Below are 22,886 nucleotides of genomic sequence, written 5' to 3'. Positions count from 1 at the left end.
CGCGCCCTGCGGCGCCTCGTGATCCGCCGCCACCGCAACAGCCCCGAGGTGGCCGGCGTCGTCGGCTCCGACTGGGCCGAGCGTCTGCCGCCGCGCAACGAGCTCGTGCCGGCCTCGCCCGCCGAGGACGCCGTCGCCGACGAGCTCGACGGCGTCTGGCTGCACCCGGCCGGCGGCTCCTCGCCGTACTCGGGCAGCACCCGGCTGTTCCCGTGGACGCTCGCCAAGGCCTTCCTGTCGTCCCCGGCGGCCCTCGACGCCTCCATCACCGAGCGCCGCAGGCGCCTCGACGCCGCCGCCCGGGCGGGCGCGACGGGCACGATGAGCCCGGCCCAGCGCGCCGAGGCCGACGCCCTCGACCGCCTCGCCGGGCTCAACGAGGCGGCGAAGGACTCCTCGGCCAAGTACGACCGGCTCGTCGACTACCTGCGCCGCATCGGCGTGGGCCGCAGAAGCGACATGCGGGCCGTCGTCTTCGCCGAGTGGGTCGCCACCCTCACCTGGCTCCAGCGGAGACTGACGGCGGACTTCGGCTTCAAACCAGGCCAGGTGGGGCTGCTGCACGGCGGCCTGCCCGACGTCGACCAGCAGGAGATCGTCGAGAGCTTCAAGCAGACGAACTCGCCGATCCGCGTGCTCGTCACCGGCGACGTCGCCTCCGAGGGCGTCAACCTGCACCAGCAGTGCCACGAGCTCATCCACTTCGACATCCCGTGGTCGCTCATCCGCATCGAGCAGCGCAACGGTCGCATCGACCGCTACGGCCAGCGCGCCCGTCCGCAGATCACCACCCTGCTGCTCGCCCCCGGCGCCGAGGGCTTCCGCGGCGACATCACCGTCCTGAGCCGCTTGCTCGAACGCGAGGAGGAGGCCCACCGGGCCCTCGGCGACGTGGCCGGGCTCATGGGCGAGTACAGCGAGGCCAGGGAGGAGGCCGAGCTCACCCGGGTGCTCGCCCGGCAGAAGAGCTTCGACGAGGCGGTGCGCACCGTCGACGAGGTCGCCTCCGGCGACGGCCTGGCCGCCCTCATGGCCGCGATCAGCGGCAACACCGCACCGGCCGACGGGCGGGACGGGCCGGCGGTCGAGCTGGCCGAGGCCGGCCCCCTGTACGCCGAGCCCGTCACCTTCCTGCGCGAGGCCCTCGAGGAGTACTACACGACGCCCGCCGCCCCGCCCTCCACGCGGGGCGGCGGAGTGGGCTGGCGCGAGCACCCCGGCGAGGGCATCGTCGAGTTCGTCCCGCCCGCCGACCTGCGCCAGCGCCTCGAGGCGCTTGCCCCAGGGTTATCTGAGCGACCGCGGCGTGCTCACGAGCTTCAAGCTCGCCACCGGTAGGGCCAGGGCCGCCCAGCTGCTGCGCGACGCCCTCACCGACGCCTCCGACAGCTCGTGGCCCGAGGCCCACTACCTCGGCCCGCTCCACCCGGTGCTCGACTGGGCCGCCGACCGCGCCCTGGCGATGCTCGGCCGTAACGAGATCTACGTCGTGCGCGGCCGCGTCGACAGTCCCACTGTGCTGCTGTGCGGAAGCCTCACCGACAGGCGCGGGCAGGTCGTCGCGGTGAGCTGGGTGGGCGTCGAGTTCCCCGGCCCCGCCAACTTGGCCATGCCGCCTGTGACCCTCTACGAGTCCTCGTCCGAGATGCTGCGCGCCGCAGGCGTCGGCGAGCGGATGAGCAACCCCGGGCCCGTCACCGGCGTCGACGCCCTCAAGAGCCTCATCGCCCCGGCCGTCGAGGCCGCCGAGGCGCAGCTGGACCTCACGATGGACCATGCCCGCGAGTCCGTCGCCGAGCGCATCGAGCACTGGAGCGAGCAGAACACGCAGTGGCGCGACGAGGCCGACGCCCTGGTCGCCAGCGAGTCCCTGCGCCGCCACTGGGCGGGCGTCGCCGAGCGCCAGCGGCTCGTCGAGCAGATGGCGCCCGACCGGCGGCTCGTGCGGCCGCTGCTCGTCGTCGTGCCCGAGGGCACCGCGCCCGAGGACGTCGCGCCCGAAGAAGTCGACGAGGAGGCCTGATCATGGCGAGTCTGATCATGGAGAGCAGCGACGTCCTCGTCGTCGGGGCTGGATCGGCGGGTGCTTCGTCCTCAGTGACTCGCCCGAGGGGGTCTGACCGTGGCGACCAGTGATGCCCTCGTCGTCGTGCCCGAGGACGCCGACGCGCCCGACGATTGTGACAAGGAGAACTGACCGAATGGCGACCAGTGACGCCCTCGTCGTCGGCGAGGACTGGATCAGCGAGCACTTCTTCACCAGCGACGCGCTCAACGAGTCCTTCCACGGGCTCGTGACCGACCGCCTCAAGCAGTGGCGGGCCGCGGAGGCGCCCACCCCGCTGTCGCGCTTCACCGCCGCCCGCGCCGACCTGCTCAAGGCGATCACCGGCCTCTACGGCGACGGCGGCGCCGGGGACGAGCCAGCCGACCCGGAGCGGGCCCGCGAGGCCTACCGGCTCGTCCTCGACGTCCTCGGCTACTCCACCGGCCAGTACCGGGTGCGCGACGACGGCCCCGTGCGCTGGTTCACCACCACCGGCGCCGACGCGCCACTGGCCGTCCTCGAGGCCGTGCCGGTGGACGCCCCCGAGGAGTTGCTCGACAAGAGCGCCGCCACCCTGCTGGAGCCCTGGCGGCCCGGGGCCGAGGCGCCCGACTCCGAGCTCATCGACTCGGCGTCGCGCCTGGTCAGCGCGCTCATGGTGCGCCCCGACGGCCCGGCCTTCGCCCTCGTGCTGGCCGGCCGCTGGCTCCTCGTCGCCGAACGGGCCCGCTGGCCCGAGGGCCGCTACCTGGCCGTCGACCTGCAGACCGTCGCCGACCGCAACGACACGAGGCGGGCGGGCGAGGTGCACACGGCGCTGACCTGCCTGGCCGCCGAGTCGCTGGCCCCCGACGCCAACGGCGACATCTGGTGGGCCGGCGTGCTCGAGGCCTCCATCCGCCACACCGTCGGCGTGAGCCAGGACCTGCGCGAGGGCGTGCGCGAGTCCATCGAGATCATCGCCAACGAGGTCATCGCCCGCCGCCGCGCCGGGGGCCTCGGGGCCCTGCCGGCCGACGAGGCCCAGCCGCTGGCCATGCAGGCGCTGCGCTTCATCTACCGGGTGCTCTTCCTGCTCTACGCCGAGGCCTCGCCCGAGCTCGGCGTGCTGCCCGTCGGCGCCCCCGAGTACGAGAACGGCTACTCCCTCGACCGGCTGCGCGACCTGCTGCTCGTGGAGCTCACCGGCGCCTCCCGCGACGGCACCCACCTGTACGACTCGCTGGCCGTGCTCTTCCGCCTCGTCGACCGGGGCAACCTCGAGCTCGGCGTGCCCGAGCGGGACCAGACCGCGGCCCTGCCCTTCCACGCGCTGCGCGCCGACCTGTTCCGGCCCGGGGCCACCGGCCGCATCGACGAGGTGGGCCTCGGCAACGCCGCCCTGCAGCAGGTGCTCGGCAGGCTGCTGCTCAGCAAGGAACGCGCCGGCAGGGACCGCGGCTTCATCAGCTACGCCGAGCTCGGCATCAACCAGCTCGGCGCCGTCTACGAGGGCCTCATGAGCTACACCGGCGTCTTCGCCCCGACCGACATGTTCGAGGTGGCCCCGGGCGGCAACCCCGCCAAGGGCTCGTGGCTGGTGCCCGTCGAGCGCGCCACCGACCTGGCCGACAAGGACTTCGTCATGGTGCACGACCCGGTGCGCGGCGACCGCCGCAAGAGCCACCGCACCGGCCGGTTCGTCTTCCGGCTCTCGGGCCGCGAGCGCCAGCAGTCGGCCTCGTACTACACGCCCGAGGTGCTCACCCGCTTCACCGTCGGCCAAGCCCTCGCCGAGCTCCTCGACCGGGACGGGCGCACCACCCCGGCCGACGAGATCCTGCGCATGAGCATCTGCGAGCCGGCCCTCGGCTCGGGCGCCTTCGCCATCGAGGCCACCGGCCAGCTCGCCGAGCAGTACCTCGCCCGCAAGCAGAAGGAGACCGGCCGGGCCATCGACCCCGAGGACTACCCGGTGCAGCTGCAGCGCGCGAAGGCCTTCATCGCCCTGCACAACGTCTACGGCGTCGACCTCAACGCCACGGCCGTCGAGTTCGCCGAGATCACCCTGTGGCTCGACACGATGGCGAAGGGCCTCGACGCGCCGTGGTTCGGCCTGCACCTGCGGCGCGGCAACTCCCTCATCGGCGCCCGCCACGGCTTCTACACCACCGGCCAGGTGGCCGACAGGAGCTGGCGCACCGGCCCGCCGGCCGACGTGCCGCTGACGGCGATGGCCGAGCGGGCCCGCACCGGCGAGCCCGTCGCTTCGGGCGCCGACGGCCGCATCCCGCACTTCCTGCTGCCCGGCGCCGGCTGGGGCGCCACCGCCGACGCCAAGGAGGCCAAGGAGCTCGCACCCGAGCGGGTCAAGCGGATGAAGGCCTGGCGAAAGCAGTTCCGGAAGGCCCCCAGCCCGGCGCAGACCAGACGGCTCGTCGCCTTCGGCGAGCAGGTCGAACGGCTGTGGACGATGGCCCTGCGCCGGCTCACCGTCGCCGAGCAGCAGACCCGCCGCCCCATCCGGCTGTGGGGCGCCGAACAGGCCGAGGCGCGCGAGCCGGTCGTCACCCGCGAGCAGATCGAGGCCTCGCTGGCCGATCCCGGCGGCGCCTACCGGCGGCTGCGCCGGGTCATGGACGCCTGGTGCGCCCTGTGGTTCGTGCCGCTCACCGGCGAGCAGGTGGCGCTGCCCGACTGGCAGGAGTGGATCGACGCCGTGGAGCAGCTCATCGGCGTCCCCGTGCGCATCAGGGCCGACCGGCGCCACCAGCCCGCCGACCAGCAGCTGACGGCCTCCGACGAGTGGGCGGCGCTGGCCGAGCAGGAGAGCTGGGCGCTGTCGGGCTCGACGGCCACGAGCGTCGAGCGGGCCCTCGCGGACCACCCGTGGCTGCGCGTCTGCGAGCAGGTGGCCGACCGGCAGGGCTTCTTCCACTGGCAGCTCGACTTCGCCACCGTCTTCGCCCGCGGCGGCTTCGACCTGCAGGTGGGGAACCCGCCGTGGGTGCGGCCGCGCAGCGACAGCTCGGCCCTGCTCGCCGAGGCCGACCCGTGGTGGATGCTCGAGAACAAGCCCTCCGAGGCCGCCAAGAAGCAGCGCCGCGCGGGCACCCTGCTCCGGCGTGGCGCCGTCGAGCTGCTGATCGACGGAACCACCGATGTCGAGGCGCTCAGCGCCTACGTCGGCGACGCCACGAACTATCCGGTGCTCGCCGGACTGCAGCCCGACCTGTACCGCTGCTTCATGGCGCAGACCTGGGCGCACCTGTCCGGCCGCGGCGTGATCGGCCTCGTGCATCCCGAGACGCACTTCACCGACGAGAAGGCCGGGGCCCTGCGCGAGGCGACTTATGGGCATCTGCGGCGGCACTGGCAGTTCGTCAACGAGCTGCAATTGTTCAAAGAAATTGATCATCATAATTCCTACGGCGTGCACGTCTACGGGCCCTCGCGGCGGGTCTCCTTCGACCACGCCTGCGGGCTCTACCACCCCGACACGGTGGAGCGCTCCTACCGGCACGACGGCTCGGGCGAGGAGCCCGGCCTGAAGTTCGCGGGAGCCTGGGACCAGCGGCCGCACGCCGGGCGCATCCAGCGCGTCGACGCAGGCGTGCTGGAGACATGGCGGGACATGCTCGAATCGCCTGAATCGCCTCCTGCGCAGGCCCGGATGCTCTACACGGTGAACCGCGCGAGCGCCGCCGTGCTCGCCAAGCTCGCGAAGAGCCCGCGCATGGGAGAGCTGGAGCTTGAGTTCTCACCGGGGTGGCATGAGACGGCGGACCGCCGGAAGGGCTACTTCGTCCAGCGCTGGGGCCGCCCCGACAGCTGGGATGATGTGATCCTGCAGGGTCCCCACCTGTTCGTGGCGAACCCCGCCTTCAAGCAGCCGAACGCGACGATGAAGAGTAACAAGGACTGGTCCGACGTCGATCTGGAGAAGCTGCCCGCCGACTTCATCCCCATCACCGCCTACAAGCCCGCCGGCGACCGCGCCACGTACGACGCCGACTACACCCACTGGGACGGCGAGCCGGCACGGAACCATTACCGGCTGGCGTGGCGCGCCATGGCCGCGAACACGGGTGAGCGGACCCTCATCCCCGCGATCATACCGCCCGGATCAACGCATGTTAATACTGTTTCCAGTGTCGGCGTTGAGAATCCTCGTGATCTGGTTCTTTCCCTTGCGTCGACGAGCTCATTGCTGGCCGATCTTTGCATACGGTCAGCTCCGAAGTCGGCACTGACCGTGGATTCTCTAGGGAGAATACCCAGAGTCTTGCCAAACACACCAGGATCTGATCAGCTTGTCCTGCGCACCTTGCGTCTTTCCTGCGCCACCGCCGCTTACGCTGATCTGTGGTCGGCCTGCTGGGACTCGGCCTTCGCCTCCGACTCGTGGGCGCTGTCGGCGCACAGTTCGGTGCGGCTCGGCGACGTGGGGCCCGAGTGGCGGCCGGGCACCCTGCTGCGCCGCGACCTCGACCGCCGTCAGGCCCTCGTCGAGATCGACGTCCTAGTGGCCCTCATGTTGGGCGTCACCGCCGACGAGCTGTGCATCATCTACCGCACCCAGTTCGCCGTCCTTCATGGCTACGACCACGGCAAATACCTCTACGACGCCAACGGCCGCCTCGTCCCCGTCGAGCTTCAGCGGCTGTGGGCCGTGAAGGGCGACACCCTCGCCGCAGACGAGCTCACCACCGAAAATGTCAGTGGCAGCACCTACACTTACAAACTGCCGTTCACCCGCTACGACAGAGAGGCCGGCATGCGCGCCGCCTACGCCGAGTTTGAATCGAGGCTGCACGGACAAGTATCAGACGAGAAGGGACAGTCGTCAAATGACTGACTTCAGTGTTGATTATCTCAACAAATTGCAAGAAGCTGTAGATCGCTTCCAAGATGCTTTTGAAGAATGGATGAAAACACAAGAAGAATTTGATAGGGAATCTTCACGAAGTCTTTTCCCGACAGTTCGGACGAAGCAGGGAGAAGACATCAACAAGGTGCGTCAGCTAGAACTTGACGTTGCTGCTGCGTCTGGGCCTGCCTCGCGGGCAGTACAGGTCACAGGGGCATACGTAGGTGTTTCGGGTGTGAGAGAACCGATTGATCCCATTGCAAACTGGTTCACAATGTCTCGACCGAAGCCATTGCTTGATCCGAGAGACGTGCGCATGGCTATTTCGACAATCAAAGGACGCTTGGATGCGCTGATTTTAGATGTTCAATCTATGGCCGTCATGAAACGAAACCGTATTTTTCGTGGATTTCCTGTGCTGTTTCGGATATGATTGGGACATGCAGGTTGAGGTCACCGGGGAAGAAACCGCCGTCCTGATCAGGTGGAAGAAGCGCGCGGACAATTATGTGTTGGTGCGGATGAAAGCAGAAGCGATCCTGTACGCTTCTCGAGGCGTTGATGTGAGCATCATCGCTGAAATGGTTGAGCGCAGCGTGAAAACCATCCGGGAGTGGCTGGCCGGTTGGCGGGACAGCAGGATGTGCTCGGTGCTGACCGGGCATGCGGGGAACCAGAACGCGGCGAAACTCACCCGTGCCCAGAAGGAAGACCTCAAGGCCGTCTTGGCCCAGCCGCCCTCACAGTCCGGGATTGATGCCGAGTTCTGGGACGTCCCAGCGATACGTGACGTCGTGAAGATCCTGTTCGATGTCGAGTATGAGTCAGATTCTTCGTACCAGCTGCTCCTGCGGTTCTGCGGGCTGAGTTTCAAGCTGCCGGACCCGTTCGACAAGCACCGCGACGAGCAGGCCGTCACCAGGCGCATGGTCGAGGTGAAAGCCCAGGTCAAGGACCTGTTGGACGCCGGTTGGGAGGTGTACGCGGCAGACGAGGTGCGCCTGGAGCATGAGGCCGAGACCCGCCGCATGTGGCTCCCGAAAGGGCAGCGCACCAAACTGTCCGTGGACCGGAAGAAGACGTCCCAGTCGTTCTTCGGTGCTCTCTCGTTGACCAGCAAGAAGGTCAAGTTGTATCCGATCGAGGGGAACCAGAACACCGAGCAGACAATCCTCGCGCTGGACCGACTTCAACGCGAAACCGACACCGAGAAGATCGCGGTCGTCCTCGACAACGCCCGGTTCCACCACGCCAAGATGCTGACCGGTCTCTACGAGCCCGGTCAACTGCTGGAACGCATCACCCCGATTCATCTGCCACCGTATGCGCCCGACCACAACCCGGTCGAGCACGTCTGGAACACGGCCAAGAACAACATCGCGAACATCCAGCGCGAGACCCCCGAAGAAACCTTCGGCGCGTTCGCCTCATACATCACCGGCCGCACCTTCGACTACGACTTCGAACACCTCCCACCCCGCGACACCGAAAACGATCTTGTTTCATGACCGCCATAGTGCGGAGTCACAGAGGGTTATGCAAAACTCCTGATTTTAATCTTCGGTGATTCCCGCTCCCGGGCGTGTCGGAACAGACAATGAGGACCTGCCCTGAGACAATAAAGCAACCAATGGCCGAAAATCTCAAAACAGGTCCTCACGTGTATCATACAACAGGTTTCTCCGCGGCCGCAATGGCAGCCTTGTGCACGATCCTCATCGAGACCCACCCTCGTCCCCCGCAGAGAACAGGCAGGCCCCGGGCGCTGACCACCGAACAGGAAATCAGACTCACCCTCGTCTATCACCGACGTAACCGCACCCAGGCCGAGCTCGCCGAGTCCTTCGACGTGGACCAGTCCTCCGTCTCCCGGGCCATCTGCCGGTGGACGCCCCGCTTGGCCGAAGCCCTCGAGGACTTCATCCCCACCGTGGACGACCTCGACTCGTCCCGGACCCTGCTCGTCGACGGCACCCTCGTGCCGTGCTGGAACTGGCGGGACCAGTCCGGCCTGTACTCGGGCAAGCACCACCGCACCGGCCTGAACCTCCAGGTCGCCTGCGACCTGGACGGTCGGCTGGTCTGGGTGTCCGACCCGGCCCCGGGCTCCACCCACGACGCGAAAGCCATCCGGCACACCGGCCTGCTCGACCACTTCCCCGACCCCCCGCCGATGGCCGACAAGGGCTACACCGGGCTGGGCATGATCACCCCGGAACGAAAACCTGCCGGCGGTGAACTCACAGAAACCCAGAAACAGTACAACAAGGCCATCAACACGCTACGCGCCCCGGTTGAACGAGCAATCGCCAACCTCAAAACCTGGCGGACACTCCACACCGGCTACCGAAGACCCCTGCACACCTTCCCCGAAACCATCACGGCCATCATCGCCCTAGAATTCTTCAAAAACAGTTTTGCATAACCCTCACAATACCCTGCATTTTCTCCTGCGAAATTCCATGCTGTTGTCTGGTCGAAGGCTGTAGAATTCTGGACGATTCATCAATACAGGGTTGCCGTCAGAGAGGCCGCCGAAGGGCTCACCAATCATTGGAAGAACAGATTGGGGAGAAACGATGTCGGTGGCACTAAATTCTGGCAAGAAACCCTCTCGCCGGGTGAACCAAAACCGGGAATTCCGAAACTTGTATGGCCGGGGGAATCCGCGGACAAGACGGTGAAAAGCGTGCAACGTGGTCTTGAACCTCTGGGCAAAGCATTGAACGCGCTTGCCACAGGGCTCAACATGACTGTACGGAACGTGGCCACACACACTCTAAATGAATTGTCCGAGCAGGAAGGGATGGAGCGGCTGGCAGCCTATAGCTACTTTGCCCGCCTGCTTGATCAGTGTGAGATAAGAAAGGCCGACGGTGAAGAATAGCTAATGTTTGCATGGGGGGTTAGTTTATCCATTGAGTCGATTGATGATTTTCAGATAGCGGCAAGTATCAAATTTATGGTGTGGTAAGAATCTTGGTTTTGAAGACGCTTTTGAAAAAGTTCGGAGGGCGGAGATTGTGGTGCTGTATTTTTGAAAGGATTTACTTGTGAATTTGGATGAGGCGCGAAAAGTTCTGACGCAAGAGAATATGCTCCGTGAAAGCCTCGGCAATGGTAAAAAATCCTGGACGGTCTTGATCGATACTTGGCGCACCGATGCTGACGACGGTGCAAGATATTCCGCTCTGGCTCCGGTGGAATATAGAGAAAAAGCGCTTGCCGGGATTGATTGGGATCTGAGTATTGGGCATGGAGCCCCAGGATTTAGGCGGCGCAAGAGTTCTGTCGAATATTTGAGAAATTGTAGTGAAGACATTGAGCCGATTGTTGTCTGTCAAGAATTCTATAACATCGTTCCAAACTCACGACTGATCTCCCAAGAACTCGTGCTTCTCATGGATCTCTGGCAAGATCCTGACTCGGGAAACTATTACGAGATCAAGGACGATGGGAGCAAGGAGGAGTCCATCCGATTCAGTAAACAAAGAGTCGAGATTCGTACTCCACTGCTCCGTCGCTACCAAGCTGCTCGGCAGCTTGATCTCCTGCTGTTCACCACGTCGACGGTTTCAATCATTACTGATGAACCGTTGTCCTCATTCTCAGACCTGGAAATTCCTGAGTTCGTGGATAATGATCACCATAGTGTATTGTCGCGGACGATTGGAGAACCGTTGTGTCTTGGGAGGAAAGAAATTGTTTCCTCTTTGGATGTCAAGACGATTCTTCCCCCTCCGCCACGGGAAAAATGCGGGGTGTGGCCGTGGAACGAGAATGACTCCGAAGAGTGGGGTGAATTCATAATCGGCGAAGATGGAGATGGCGGGCCAGTGCGCCACACATGCGAGCCCAGTAAACTTGCAGAACGCGGCGGTAATCCGGGTGCGCCATCCTGCTATACGCCAGTGTTCTTCAGACCGGACGTCCTCAAACAATATTATGATGACACCGATCTCTACACAGTCACCAGCGGTCATCTTACATGTGGGCGAAAATGGGGTGTTGACATACACACGGATGAGACTGATCGTGTCATGGTCTATTTGGGAGACATCGGCAGACGCATACCCAGGACCCATCATGCTCACTGGCGCTCCTACAACATCCCGCCCACTCGGAAGATGAGCATGGCAGCGGCTCGAAGAGATTTCTTCAACATCCCCACCGAGACCGAGAATCCCGAGCATCAGTTCAAAAATGCCTATGAAGATCTTCAAACCGCATGGCATGCGGCCTGGGGCTGGTCGCTCCATCGCCCTCTTGAGGGTGGTGATGTCGGAATCATCAAACGCCTTCGCATTCCAGTCGATGACACCCCTGCCGAATTCGAAGCGCAGATTCTGAATTTGACACGACTACTCATCGACTCACTCAACGAGAAAGAGATGGATCACCAGTTGACACGAGTTAAGGGCGAGCCGGGGATTGCAAAACTGAAACGTTTCCTTGAAAAAACTGGGTATGTTCACGTCGAACGCGACATCAGTTTCCTTAAAGGGCTGCAAAAACTTCGCTCAAAAACTGCCGCTCATGTCTCAGGAGTCAGCGGGAAGAAATATTTGGAGAAAGAGCTTGCAGGACAGGGACGGAGAGATTATGCGATTAGCCTGTTCGAGCAAGCTGTCGTCATGCTCAAGGACCTCGCGTCATTCGCCACTGAAGACCCCCGATCCGATGATGGCGACTCAACCAGAGAAGGTGAAGCCATCTGATGGAGATTCCTCTATTGCCAAAGACGCGGGTGTCTGCACTTACCGCAATCGAGTCTCAGCTGAGAAGCGCGAGGGAATGCTACCGGAGGTTGAAGCTTATTCACGGCATTGCAGATGAGGACGTGACAAGATGAGGACGTGACAAGGGGTAGCGCTTCTGAGCTCAACATGTCGGAACAGAGGAGGCTGAACCATGCAGGGCTCGCTTCAGGCGCTCACTGATGTCTTCGAGGGCAAGGACAGATGCCTCGTCATCCCCGTCTACCAGCGCAACTACGACTGGCGGACGGGCAACTGCGCCCGCCTCTTCGACGACCTGCTCGACGTCATCAGGTTCGAGCGCCCAAACCACTTCTTCGGGTCCATCGTCTACAAGGTCGAGGGCGCCATCGGCGAGATGACCATCATCGACGGCCAGCAGCGCCTCACCACGGTGAACCTGCTCTTCCTCGCGCTCCACGACTGCCTGACCGACGGCACCCTGGAGCCCGACGCCGATCTCGCCGAGTGGATTCACGACGACTATCTCAGCTCGAAGCACGCGGCCAACGGGCGCAGACTCAAACTGAAGCCTGTGAAGGCCGACGCCGACGCCTACGAGAAGCTGTTCGCCGCCGGGGCCGACCTCGACGAGTCGTCCAACCTCACGGCGAACTACCGCTACTTCGTCGAGCGCCTCGGCAGGCGCGAGGCCGAACCCGGCCGGCTCTTCGGCGCCATCCGCAAGCTTCAGGTGATGCGCCTGCAGCTGGAGGAGAGCGACGACGCCCAGCTCATCTTCGAAAGCCTCAACTTCACCGGCCTCGACCTCACCCAGGCCGACATGATCCGCAATTTCGTGCTCATGGGGCAGGGCCACGAGGAGCAGGAGCGGCTCTACGAGCAGTACTGGAACCCCATGGAGCAAGACGTCGACTTCAACAGCTCCGAGTTCATCCGCCACTGGCTCACCGCCCGGCTGGGCCGCACCGTGAAGAAGGACCATCTCTACGAGGAGTTCCGCGCCTGGGTGCGCGCCAGCACCCACGGCATTCCCGACGTACTGGCGCAGATGCGGGCCCATGCCCGCCACTACCGCGACCTGCGGAAGGCCACGGTCGGCGAACCCCGCGTCGACCGCCTGCTGCGCCGCTTCAACCTCGTGGACCGGACGGTCACCATGCCCCTCCTGCTGCCGGTCATGGACGCCTACCGGCAGGGCGAGTTCTCGGCCGACGAGCTGCTGACGGTGCTGACCGTGGTCGACACCTATCTCACCCGCAGATGGGTGTGCGGGCTGCCCACCAACGCCCTCAACAAGGTGTTCTCGCTGATCTGGCGCGAGGCCGTGAAGAAGCGCCGCGACGGCGACTCGCTGCCCGAGATCATCGTCCCCTTCCTGACCAGCAGGCAGGGTACGGCGATCTTCCCGGGCGACCAACTGTTCGGCGCCGAACTGATGAAGAGGGGCTTCTACCACATCCCCGCCGCCCAGCGGAACTACCTCTGGGAGCGCCTGGAGAACGGCGACTCGAAGGACACCCGGGACATCGCCGGCGCCCTGGCGGCCGGTGACATCAGCGTCGAGCACATCATGCCCCAGACCCTGAGCGGGGAATGGACGGAGAGCCTCGGGGCCCGCGCCAAGCACGTGCACGACACCTGGCTGCACCGGCTGAGCAATCTCACGGTGACCGGGTACAACCCGACCTACTCCAACGCCCCCTTCGCGCAGAAGCGCGACGGCGAGCAGGGGTTCAGGAACTCCCCCTACCGCATCAACAGCATGCTCCGCGACCTGGACGCGTGGGGCGAGGACGAGATGGTCGAGCGGGGCGCCCGGCTCTCGGAGATCGCCATGACGTGCTGGCCCGAGCCGGTCGTGCGCTACAGCCCGCGCCCCGATGCGCCCGAGGCGGAGCCGATGGGAGAGGAGACCGACTTCACCGGGCGCGCCCTCCGCGGCTGGGAGCACGACGGCGCCACGTACCCCGTGACCACATGGCGGCAGATGCTCACCGAGGCCGTCTTCCTGCTCGCCCGGCAGAACCCCGCCGCCGTGCGCCGCTACGCCGCCACGACGACGAAGTTCCGCACCCGTCCGGCCCAGGACGAGCCCGAGAACGGCTACGTCGAGGTGGCCCCCGGCCTGGACATGTTCGTGCTGACCAGTACGAGTGACAAGATGAGAACACTCCGCGGCCTCTTCCACGCGATGGGCCTCGACGCGGACGACCTGCTCTTCCACCTGCAGCCCGACGGCGATGCTGGGGGACCCGACGGCGATGAGGACTGAACCATGACCGAACTCTGCCCGCCACTGGTCGCAGGCCACCTGCGCGACGCGCTCACCGACTTCCTCGTCACCACCTTCGCGCTGTCCGACGACGACGCCCAGGCCGGCCTGAGCGCCTTCCTCACCGACCCCGCCGACGGCATCTTCAAGGGCCCCTACCTGCGCACGAGCATGCCCTTCGCTCCGGCGCCCGCGCGCGCCGAGCACGCGCTGGCCTGGATGCCCGCCGGCTTCCACCCCTACACCCACCAGGCCGCCGCCTTCGAGCGGCTCGACTCGTCGCGCCCCGGCGGCCCGCAGCCCACCCTCGTCGTCACCGGCACCGGCTCGGGCAAGACCGAGGCCTTCCTCATCCCCGTCCTCGACCACGTGATCCGCGCCAACGCCGCCGGCGTCACCGGCATGAAGGCCCTCATCCTCTACCCGATGAACGCCCTCGCCGACGACCAGGCCGGCCGGCTCGCCCGCCTCATCACCGCCGAACCCGCCCTGGGCGGGGTCAGGGCCGGCCTCTACACCGGCGACGACGCCACGGGCTCGGGCACGCGGGTCACCGACAGCGGGCTCATCGGCGACCGGCGGATCATCCGCGACGACCCGCCCGACATCCTGCTCACCAACTACAAGATGCTCGACCAGCTGCTGCTGCGCGGCGGCGACCAGCGCCTCTGGGAGGCCTCGGCCGACTCGCTCCAGTACCTCGTGCTCGACGAGTTCCACACCTACGACGGCGCCCAGGGCACCGACGTGGCGATGCTGCTGCGCCGCCTGGCCTGGGCCCTCGACGCCCGGCGCACCCGGCCCGCCGGCGACGGCCCCCACCCGCTGCGGCCCGTCGTCCCCATCGGCACCTCGGCCACCCTCGGCGCCGACGACGGCGCCGACTCCGACCGGGCCATGCGCGACTTCGCCCGGCAGGTCTTCGGCGAGGACTTCGACGAGGACTCGGTCGTGCGCGAGAGGCGCCTCGACCACGAGGAGTGGGCCGAGGGCGCCGCCGCCGGGCTCGACCGCATGCGCGTGCGGCCCGTCACCGTCAACTCCGTCACGGCCGCCCGGCTCGCCGACGAGGTGCGCGACCTGCCCCTCGCCGACCGCTGCCGCCGGCTCCTCGCGGGCATGTACGAGTACACCGACCCGAACGTGCAGGACCGGCGCTACCGGTACACCGGCGAGCAGCAGCTCCTGCTCGCCGAGGCCCACCCCTTCGTCCGCGCCTACCTGAAGGCCACGGCCCGGGCCACCGCCGTGCGCGACCTCGCCGAGACCCTGCTGCCCGGCGCCCCGGACTCCCTCGCGGACCGCAGCGAGTTCATCCTCGACCTGCACGCCGCCCTCGCCCACCTGCGCACCGCCCTCGGCCGCGTCGCCCCGAGCACCGAGACCCACCTGTGGATCCGCGAGCTCACCCGCATCGACCGCGAGGCCGCCGACGTGCCGCGCTTCCGCTGGGCCGACGACGGCGCGCCCGAGCAGGCCGCCCCCGCATTCCCCGCCGTCTACTGCCGCCGCTGCGGGCGCAGCGGCTGGGGCGTGCTGCTGGCCACCACCGGCACCGCCCTCGCAGCCCCCGACAAGGACAAGACCATCCGCGGCAGCCACGCCCGCCGCGAAGGACGCTTCCGCGCCCTCATCAGCGCGCCCCGCGAGGGCGCCCTCGACGCCGACGAGGACGGCCGGCCCCCCGGCCTGGCCTGGTTCGACCCGGGCAACCGCGCCTTCACGGCCGCCCCCGGCGCCGACGACGCCGCCGACCCCGACTCGCGGCCGCTGCCCGTGCTCGCCCTGACCGGCCCCGACGCCGACGCCCGCTCCGCCAAGGACCAGTGCCCCAGCTGCGGCGCCGACGACGCCATCAGATTCCAGGGCTCGGCCATCGCCACCCTGCTGTCGGTGAGCCTGTCCACCCTGTTCGGCGAGCGGGACCTCGACCAGGCCGAGAAGAAGGCCCTCGTCTTCACCGACTCGGTGCAGGACGCCGCCCACCGCGCCGGCTTCGTCACCGCCCGCTCCCGCGCCCTGGCCCTGCGCACCATGCTGCGCTCGGGCCTGAGCGAGCAGCCGTGCGGCCTCGACCGGCTCGTCGACGCCGTCATCGCCGCCGCCGGCGACGACCCGGGCGCCCGCCACCGGCTGCTGCCGCCGTCCATGGCCGACAACGAGAAGTTCCGGCCCTACTGGGCCGGGGCGCCCTCGGCCGTGCCGCCGGGGCTCGCCGACACGGTGCGCAAGCGGCTGCTGCTCGACGCCTCCCCCGAGTTCGGCCTCGTCTCGCGCTACGGCCGCACCCTCGAGCAGACCGGCACGGCCTGGGCGCAGGTGGACGCCGGCCCGGCCGCCTCGATCGCCGCCCTCGCCCGCCGGGTGCTGACCGGCTCGTCCCAGCAGCAGCTCAACGGCGCCCTCGTCGGCCTCGACGAGGCCACCTGCGTGCGCTGGGTGCGCGGCGTGCTCGAACGCATGCGCATGCAGGGCGCCATCGACCACGAGTGGTTCGGCCGCTTCATGGAGCGCGACGGCGCCCCCTACGAGATCTGGGGCGGGCGCCGCCCCAAGGACGCCATGCCCGCCTTCACCCCGTGGCGCTCCACGCCCGCCTTCCCGCGCCTGGGCAGGCCCGGGCCCAGGAGCCTGCTCGACCCCGTCACCGTCCCCCAGTCCTGGTACGCCCGCTGGACCGCCCGGGTGCTCGGCGTCGACGCCGGCCACGCGGGCGCGCTCATGCGGGCCCTGTTCGGCGCCCTCGAGGAGGAGGGCGTCGTCGTCGGCCGCGCCATCGCCGGCGGGGGAGCGGGCGACCGGGCCCTCGCCGTCCCCGCCCGCCGCATCGCCGTGGCCGCCGCGCCCGACGACCGGGGCGACCGGGTGATGATGCTGCGCTGCGACGTCTGCCGCACCCGCCACAGCGCTGGCCCCGACAGCGTGCGCGAGCTCGCCGGCGGGCCCTGCCTCGTCGGCCGCTGCCCGGGCCGCCTGTCGGCCGAGCCCGCCGGCCCCGGCAACTTCTACCGCCGCATGTACACGGGCGGCCGGATGGAGCGGGTCGTCGCCAAGGAGCACACCTCCCTGGTCGAGGCCTCCCTGCGCAGGCAGTACGAGAGCGGGTTCAAGAACGGCTCCGCCGACCCGGGCGCCCCGAACGTGCTCGTCGCCACGCCCACCCTCGAGATGGGCATCGACATCGGCGACCTGTCGGCCGTGTTCCTGGCCTCGCTGCCGCGCAGCGTCGCCAGCTACGTGCAGCGCGTCGGCCGCGCCGGCCGCGCCAACGGCAACGCCCTCGACGTGGCGCTCGTCACCGGCCGCGGCGAGCACCTGCCCCGCCTCAACGACCCAGCCTCGCTCATCAACGGCGCGGTGCGCCCGCCCGCCACCTATCTCAACGCCGTCGAGATCGTGCGCCGCCAGTTCATCGCCGCCCTCGCCGACGCCCGCGCCCGCGAGACGGGGACGAGCCCGAGCCGGGCCGACGAGACGATGACCCTCGCCCCGGGCGGCCTGCTCGCCGACATCGTCGAGCGCGCCGAGGCCGACCCCGACCGGCTCGTCGACCGCTTCGCGGCGGGTTTCGACGGAATCCTCGACGACGGCCTCGTCGACGAGCTCCGCGCCTGGGCCCGGCCGGATGGCGGCCCGGCGACGAGCGGCCTCGCCCGGTACGTCGAGCGGGCCGTCGACCGGTGGGACGCCGAGCTCGACGACCTCGACCGCCGGCGCGCCGACATCGACGAGGCCCTGCCGCACCTGCACGCCCTCGCCGCCGGGGCGAGCGAGGGCGGCGACGAGCAGAGCGCCGTCCGCGAGGCCGAGGCCGCCCGCCGCTATCTGGGCAGGCAGCTCGCCGAACGCCGCCAGGCCTACTGGATCCAGCCGCTGGAGCTGCACGGGCTGCTGCCCAACTACACGCTCATCGACGACCAGGTCGAACTCGACGTGCAGATCAGCTGGTTCGACGAGGACGCGCACGAGGTCAGGAACGAGCCGTACACCTACACCCGCGGCTCCGCCCGCGCCCTGCGCGAGTTCGCGCCCGGCGCCACCTTCTACGTCGACGGCCGCCGCATCCAGGTGGACAGCGTCGACCTGGGCAACCAGGGCCAGCACCTGCGCACCTGGGCGCTGTGCCCCGAGTGCGGCTACCGCGAGGACGTCACCGGCGGCCGCGCCCAGCCGGCCAGGTGCCCCCGCTGCGCCGGCACCGGCATCGCCGACATCGGCCAGCAGTACCAGGTGGTGGAGCTGTCCCGGGCCTCAGCGCAGGTGAGCCGCGACGGCTCGCGCATCGACGACACCGACGAGGAGCGAGCCAGGGCGGGCTTCACCGTCGTGCCGATGGCCGACATCGACCCCCGGCACGTCACCGAGCGCTGGTACGCCCAGGACGTCGGCCTCGGCGTCGCCTACGCCCAGCGGCTCGACCTGGCCTGGCTCAACCTGGGCCCGCGCAGGCCCGGCCCCACCCGCCGGATCGGCGGGCACCGGGTCGAGGCGCCGCTGTTCCGAGTCTGCGAGAGCTGCGGGCACCTCGACCAGGACCCCAACTCGAACTCCGCCCGGGAGCACCACCCCTGGTGCCGGCACCGCAACGACCTCGACGAGCACGCCCGCCAGATCGTCCTCAGCCGCTCGCTGACCACCCAGGGCCTCCTCATGACCCTGCCCTGGCAGACCGCCGCAGGCGACCTCTACGCCATCCCGAGCCTGCGCGCCGCCCTGCGGCTCGGCATGCAGAGGGCCTTCGGCGGCTCGCCCGACCACCTCGGCGTGGCGAGCGTCAACGCGTCGGCCGGGCCGGGCCGGCCGGTCGCCGACGGCCTGCTCATCCACGACCTCGTGCCCGGCGGCACCGGCTACCTGGCCGACGTGGCGCGCCCCGACAAGCTCTGGCAGATCCTCACGCAGGCCTACCTCGCCGTCCGCGACTGCCCCTGCCGCGACGAGGGCCGCCTGGCCTGCCACCGCTGCCTGCTGCCCTTCGCCGACTTCCAGGACCTCGACCTGGTGTCGCGCACCAGCGCCGAACGCAGCCTGCGCGAACTGCTCGGCGGCGAGGCCGAGACCGGCTCACAGCCCGGCTGGCGGATCACCGACCAGCCCCCGCACATCGACCGGGACGACGAGTCCTTCCTCGAGAAGCGCTTCCGCCGGGCCTTCACCCGGATGGTCGAGGCCGCCGGCGGCGTCTGCCACGAACAGGTGACCGGCAGGGGCAACATCATCACCGCCGGCTTCGGCCCGCTGACCTGGCGGCTCGAACCGCAGGTCAACGTGCTCGACAGCCGCCCCGACTTCGTGCTCCGCGGCGGCGGGCCCGACCTGGTGATCTTCACCGACGGCTTCGCCTTCCACGCCACCGCGGACGCCAACCGGCTCGCCGACGACGCGGCGAAACGGCAGGGCCTGCGCGAGGCCGGCACCCCGGTGCTCGCCGTCACCATGGACGACATCAACGCCTTCGAACAGCCCCCGGACGAGCGGGCCACGGCCGAGGGACCCTTCTGGTTCGACGAGCGGGTCATGGACGGCGCGAAGAACCTGCCCCCGTTCACCTTCGGCCAGGGCACCCAGCAGGCCGTGCTCGACGGGCCCTTCGGCATCCTGCGCCACTGGATGACCGCGCCGGGCGAGGCCCAGAACGACCTCGAGGCCTTCGGCTCGGCGGCGCCCATGTGCCTGTTCACCAGGGGCGAGCCGTGCGCCGTCGGCGACGATGCGGCCATGCCCCGGGTCGCCCGCGAGCTGCTCGTCGGTGCGCAGTCGCAGGGCTCCTTCCGCTGGGCCGACCCGGACGCCGCGCGCCCGCCGCGGGATCCTGATGGCGTGCGGTCGCAGGGCCCCAATGGTGCGCGGCCGCCGGGCCCGGTCGGCGGCGCGGAAACACGGCGTCCGGCTGGTGAGGCGGCGCATGGTTCGGCCGGTGGCGCGGAGGCGCAGGGCAGGGCCCCCGACGCCTGGTGGTGGCGCGACGGCCCGCTCGGCGTGCTCGTGCGCGCCGTCGAGGAGTCGCAGGTGCGCATCGGCGCCGTGCTCGTCCTCGACGACGGTCCCGAGGCCCTCGAACAGCCGGAGTTCAAGGACGCCTGGCAGCGTTGGCTCGGCTTCTCGAACGCGCTGGCGCTGCGCGGTCCCACGCATCCGACGTGGATCGCCACGGCCGGCAGCCTGGCGGCGACGGGCGCCGGAGCCGTCCCCGCCCAAGCCGTGGCCGCGCAGGGCGCGGCGGATGCGGCGCTGGCTCCCGAGTGGCTCGACATCCAGCAGGAGCTGGGCGCCGAGGCCGGCTTCTCGCCCGAGTTCTTCGGCAGGCTCGCCGGCGCCGGGCTGCCGCTGCCCGAGGTGGGCGAGGAGCTCGGCCCGGGCATCCCCGTCGACCTGTCGTGGCCGAAGCAGCGCGTGGCCGTCATGGTCGAGCCCGGCGAGCAGGACGTCGGCGATCTCGCGACCGAGGGCTGGCGGCTGCTGCCCGCCGACGCCGCACAGATCCTGAAGGCGATGGGGGAACATCATGGTTGAATCCTTTATCATTATGAGCAAGCAGGCCACCAGGCTTGACAACTCGCTCAAGCAGAAGGCCTACACCTTCCTCGAGAAGCTCGGGAAGGACGACTCGACCTCGGGCCTCCACATCGAACCCATCGAGAGGGCCGCCGACCCGCGGGTGCGCACCGGGCGGGTCGACCGGAAGTACCGGGCGGTGCTCTTCCAGCTCGACGCCGACGGGAAGCGCTACTACGTGCTGCACGGCATCTACAACCACGACGACGCGATCGACATCGCCCTGCGGACCAGGCTGAGCCTCAACCCGGTCAACGGCATGCCCGACTTCGACACGGCGGAGCGGACGGACCCGGCCGGCGCGGGCGAGGGGCCTCGGGAGCGGTCCGCGGCGGTTCGTTCGGGGGAGTGCTCTTCAGCGGGCTCGTCCTCTGCTGTCCGGTCTGCGGGGGGCTCACTCGCGGCGGGTTCATTCTCTGCGAGCTCGTCCCCGAAGGACCCGTCTTCTGCGGGCGAGGGGCCGGGGGGCGCGTTCCCGGAGGGCCTGTCCTCTGCGGGCACGGGGCTGGGGGAGCGGTTCCCGGCTGGCCCGTCCTCGGCTGTCCCGTCTTCGGAGGACCCGTCCTCTGGGGACACGGGGCCCCGGGAGCGGCCCGCCGCGGCCCGGGCGGAGGAGCGTTCTCCGGCGATCATCGCCACCGTCGACGAGCTCGTGAACGGGCTCGGCTTCAGTCCCGAGCTCGCTGCCCGGGCCGTCGCCCTGCCCGACGAGGACGCCCTCATGACCCTGGCAGTGGAATTGGAGGGCTGGCGCGCCTACGCGCTCATCGACCTGAGCGCCGGGATGTCGATCGACGACGTCCGCGAGGACCTCGGGCTCGACACCGGCGGCGCCGTCGAGGACACCGACGAGGCGATCGTCGACAGCCTGTGGGCCCCGGCCGCCCGGATGGAGTTCGCCGTCATCGAGGGGGTCGACGAGCTGCGCGCCGTCATCGACGGCGGCGACTTCGGCGCCTGGCGCGTCTTCCTGCACCCCACCCAGCGCCGCTACGCGGAGGGCCGCTGGAACGGGCCGTTCCGGCTGACCGGCGGCGCCGGCACCGGCAAGACCGTCGTCGTGCTGCACCGGGCCGACTCGCTGCTGCGGCAGAACCCGGATGCCCGCGTCATCGCCACCACCTTCACCCGCAACCTCGCCGACGAACTCGGCCGCGGCCTGCGCGTGCTCAACCCCGGGCTGACCCCCGCCAGGGGTCTCGGCCGTCCCGGCGCCTACGTGTCGGGCATCGACGCGCTCGCCACCGCCGTGCTCAGGAGCGCGGGGGAGAGTCTGGACGAGGCGACGGCAGCGGTGCTCGGCGCCGGCCGCACGGACCTGTCCGGGCGCACCAACGAGCAGAATGCCTGGCGCGAGGCGCTGGACGTCGCCGGTGAGGCGCTCGCCCCGCGGCTGCGCAACACGGCGTTCCTGAGCAGCGAGTACGAGCAGGTCGTCCTGCCGAATCTCATCACCGACGAGGCCGGATACCTCAGGGCGCGGCGCGCCGGCCGCGGGGTGCGGCTCAACCGCGCCGCCCGCAAGGCGGTGTGGGCCGTCGTGGAGCGCTACCGCGCCGACACCCGCCTCGCCGGGACGATCAGCCACGCCGAGGCCGCGGCCATCGCCGCCGCCTATCTGGAGCGGACCGGCCCGCTCGCCGACCACGTGCTCGTCGACGAGGGGCAGGACCTCTCGGCGAACCACTGGCGCCTCGTGCGTGCCCTCGTGGCCGACGGGGCCGACGACATCTTCATCGCCGAGGACTCCCACCAGCGCATCTACGGCGCCCGCCTCGTGCTGTCGCGCTACGGCATCGGCACCCGCGGCCGGTCGCGCCGACTCACGCTCAACTACCGCACGACCGCCCAGATCCTCGGCTGGGCCACGAACGTGCTCGAGGGCGGCCGCTACCTCGACCTCGACGAGGCCGAGGACAGCGTCGAGGGCTACCGCTCGGCCCGCAGCGGGCCCCGGGTGCGGCTCATCAGGGCCGACACGCTGACCGACGAGCTCGACAGGGCCGCCGAGACGATGCGGGCCTGGCGGGACGCCGGGGACACCGCCCCCGAGACCCTGGCCGTGCTCGTCCGCGCCCGGAGGACCCGTGACCTCGTGGTCACCGGGCTGGCCGAGCGCGGCGTCCCGGTGACGCCGGTCGACCAGGGCGGGGTCAGGCCCGGCCGTCCGGTCGTCATGACGATGCACCGGGCCAAGGGCACCGAGTTCGCCAAGGTGCTGCTCTTCGACGTCTCCCGGGGCTCGATCCCCGCCGCTCTGCGCGTCTACGACTACGACGAGGCCGAGCACGACGACGCCATGCTGCGCGAGCGCTCCCTGCTCTACGTCGCCGCCTCCCGCGCCCGTGACGAGCTGGTCGTCGCCTGGAGCGGCGAGGCCAGCGAGCTGCTGGGGCGGGAGCCGGGCCCGGCGCTTCACTGAGGCTTGTTCACAGGAGTCGC

General features: G+C 68.9%; 9 protein-coding genes and 1 pseudogene. All 10 read left to right on the top strand.

Annotated features, from left to right (window positions below; all coding sequences use genetic code 11):
* Positions 1-18 precede the first annotated feature (18 nt).
* The 10 genes and pseudogenes from EGX94_RS14145 to EGX94_RS01405 all read left to right on the top strand — a co-directional run bounded on the left by EGX94_RS14145 (position 19) and on the right by EGX94_RS01405 (position 22,866).
* Positions 19-2,023 (top strand): annotated as a pseudogene (locus tag EGX94_RS14145) (helicase-related protein).
* 178 nt (positions 2,024-2,201) lie between these two features.
* Positions 2,202-6,884 (top strand): DNA methyltransferase family protein, encoded by a 4,683-nt coding sequence (locus tag EGX94_RS01445; RefSeq protein ID WP_021798161.1) that lies wholly within the window; start codon positions 2,202-2,204, stop codon positions 6,882-6,884.
* Positions 6,877-7,329 (top strand): hypothetical protein, encoded by a 453-nt coding sequence (locus EGX94_RS01440; protein ID WP_021798171.1) that lies wholly within the window; start codon positions 6,877-6,879, stop codon positions 7,327-7,329. The genes EGX94_RS01445 and EGX94_RS01440 overlap by 8 nt, the downstream gene beginning before the upstream one ends.
* Before the next feature lie 7 nt (positions 7,330-7,336).
* Positions 7,337-8,404: an IS630 family transposase gene (locus EGX94_RS01435; RefSeq protein WP_081707345.1), complete on the top strand. Its 1,068-nt coding sequence runs from the start codon at positions 7,337-7,339 to the stop codon at positions 8,402-8,404.
* A 185-nt stretch (positions 8,405-8,589) separates the two neighbouring features.
* The gene (locus tag EGX94_RS01430) at positions 8,590-9,321 is read left to right on the top strand and encodes an IS5/IS1182 family transposase (protein WP_021797142.1); all 732 of its coding nucleotides are present in this window, start codon (positions 8,590-8,592) and stop codon (positions 9,319-9,321) included.
* Between the two features lie 75 nt (positions 9,322-9,396).
* Positions 9,397-9,783, top strand: a complete 387-nt coding sequence (locus EGX94_RS14205) for a TIGR02391 family protein (RefSeq protein WP_081707439.1) — start codon at positions 9,397-9,399, stop codon at positions 9,781-9,783.
* A gap of 166 nt (positions 9,784-9,949) precedes the next feature.
* A complete protein-coding gene (locus EGX94_RS01420; protein ID WP_021798162.1) occupies positions 9,950-11,614 on the top strand; it encodes a hypothetical protein in 1,665 nt (554 codons plus the stop codon).
* A 193-nt stretch (positions 11,615-11,807) separates the two neighbouring features.
* On the top strand, positions 11,808-13,889 hold the full coding sequence (locus EGX94_RS01415; protein ID WP_021798165.1) for a DUF262 domain-containing protein: 2,082 nt from the start codon (positions 11,808-11,810) through the stop codon (positions 13,887-13,889).
* A 3-nt stretch (positions 13,890-13,892) separates the two neighbouring features.
* Positions 13,893-20,402, top strand: coding sequence for a DEAD/DEAH box helicase (locus EGX94_RS01410; protein ID WP_192962672.1), 6,510 nt, complete (start codon positions 13,893-13,895; stop codon positions 20,400-20,402).
* Positions 20,395-22,866, top strand: coding sequence for a 3'-5' exonuclease (locus EGX94_RS01405; protein WP_021797110.1), 2,472 nt, complete (start codon positions 20,395-20,397; stop codon positions 22,864-22,866). The genes EGX94_RS01410 and EGX94_RS01405 overlap by 8 nt, the downstream gene beginning before the upstream one ends.
* The last annotated feature ends 20 nt before the right edge of the window (positions 22,867-22,886 follow it).

Source organism: Propionibacterium acidifaciens (assembly GCF_003798325.1).
Taxonomy (GTDB): domain Bacteria; phylum Actinomycetota; class Actinomycetes; order Propionibacteriales; family Propionibacteriaceae; genus Propionibacterium; species Propionibacterium acidifaciens.
The sequence above is the reverse complement of the archived record's forward strand: the minus strand, read 5'-3'. Positions and strand labels throughout refer to the sequence as shown.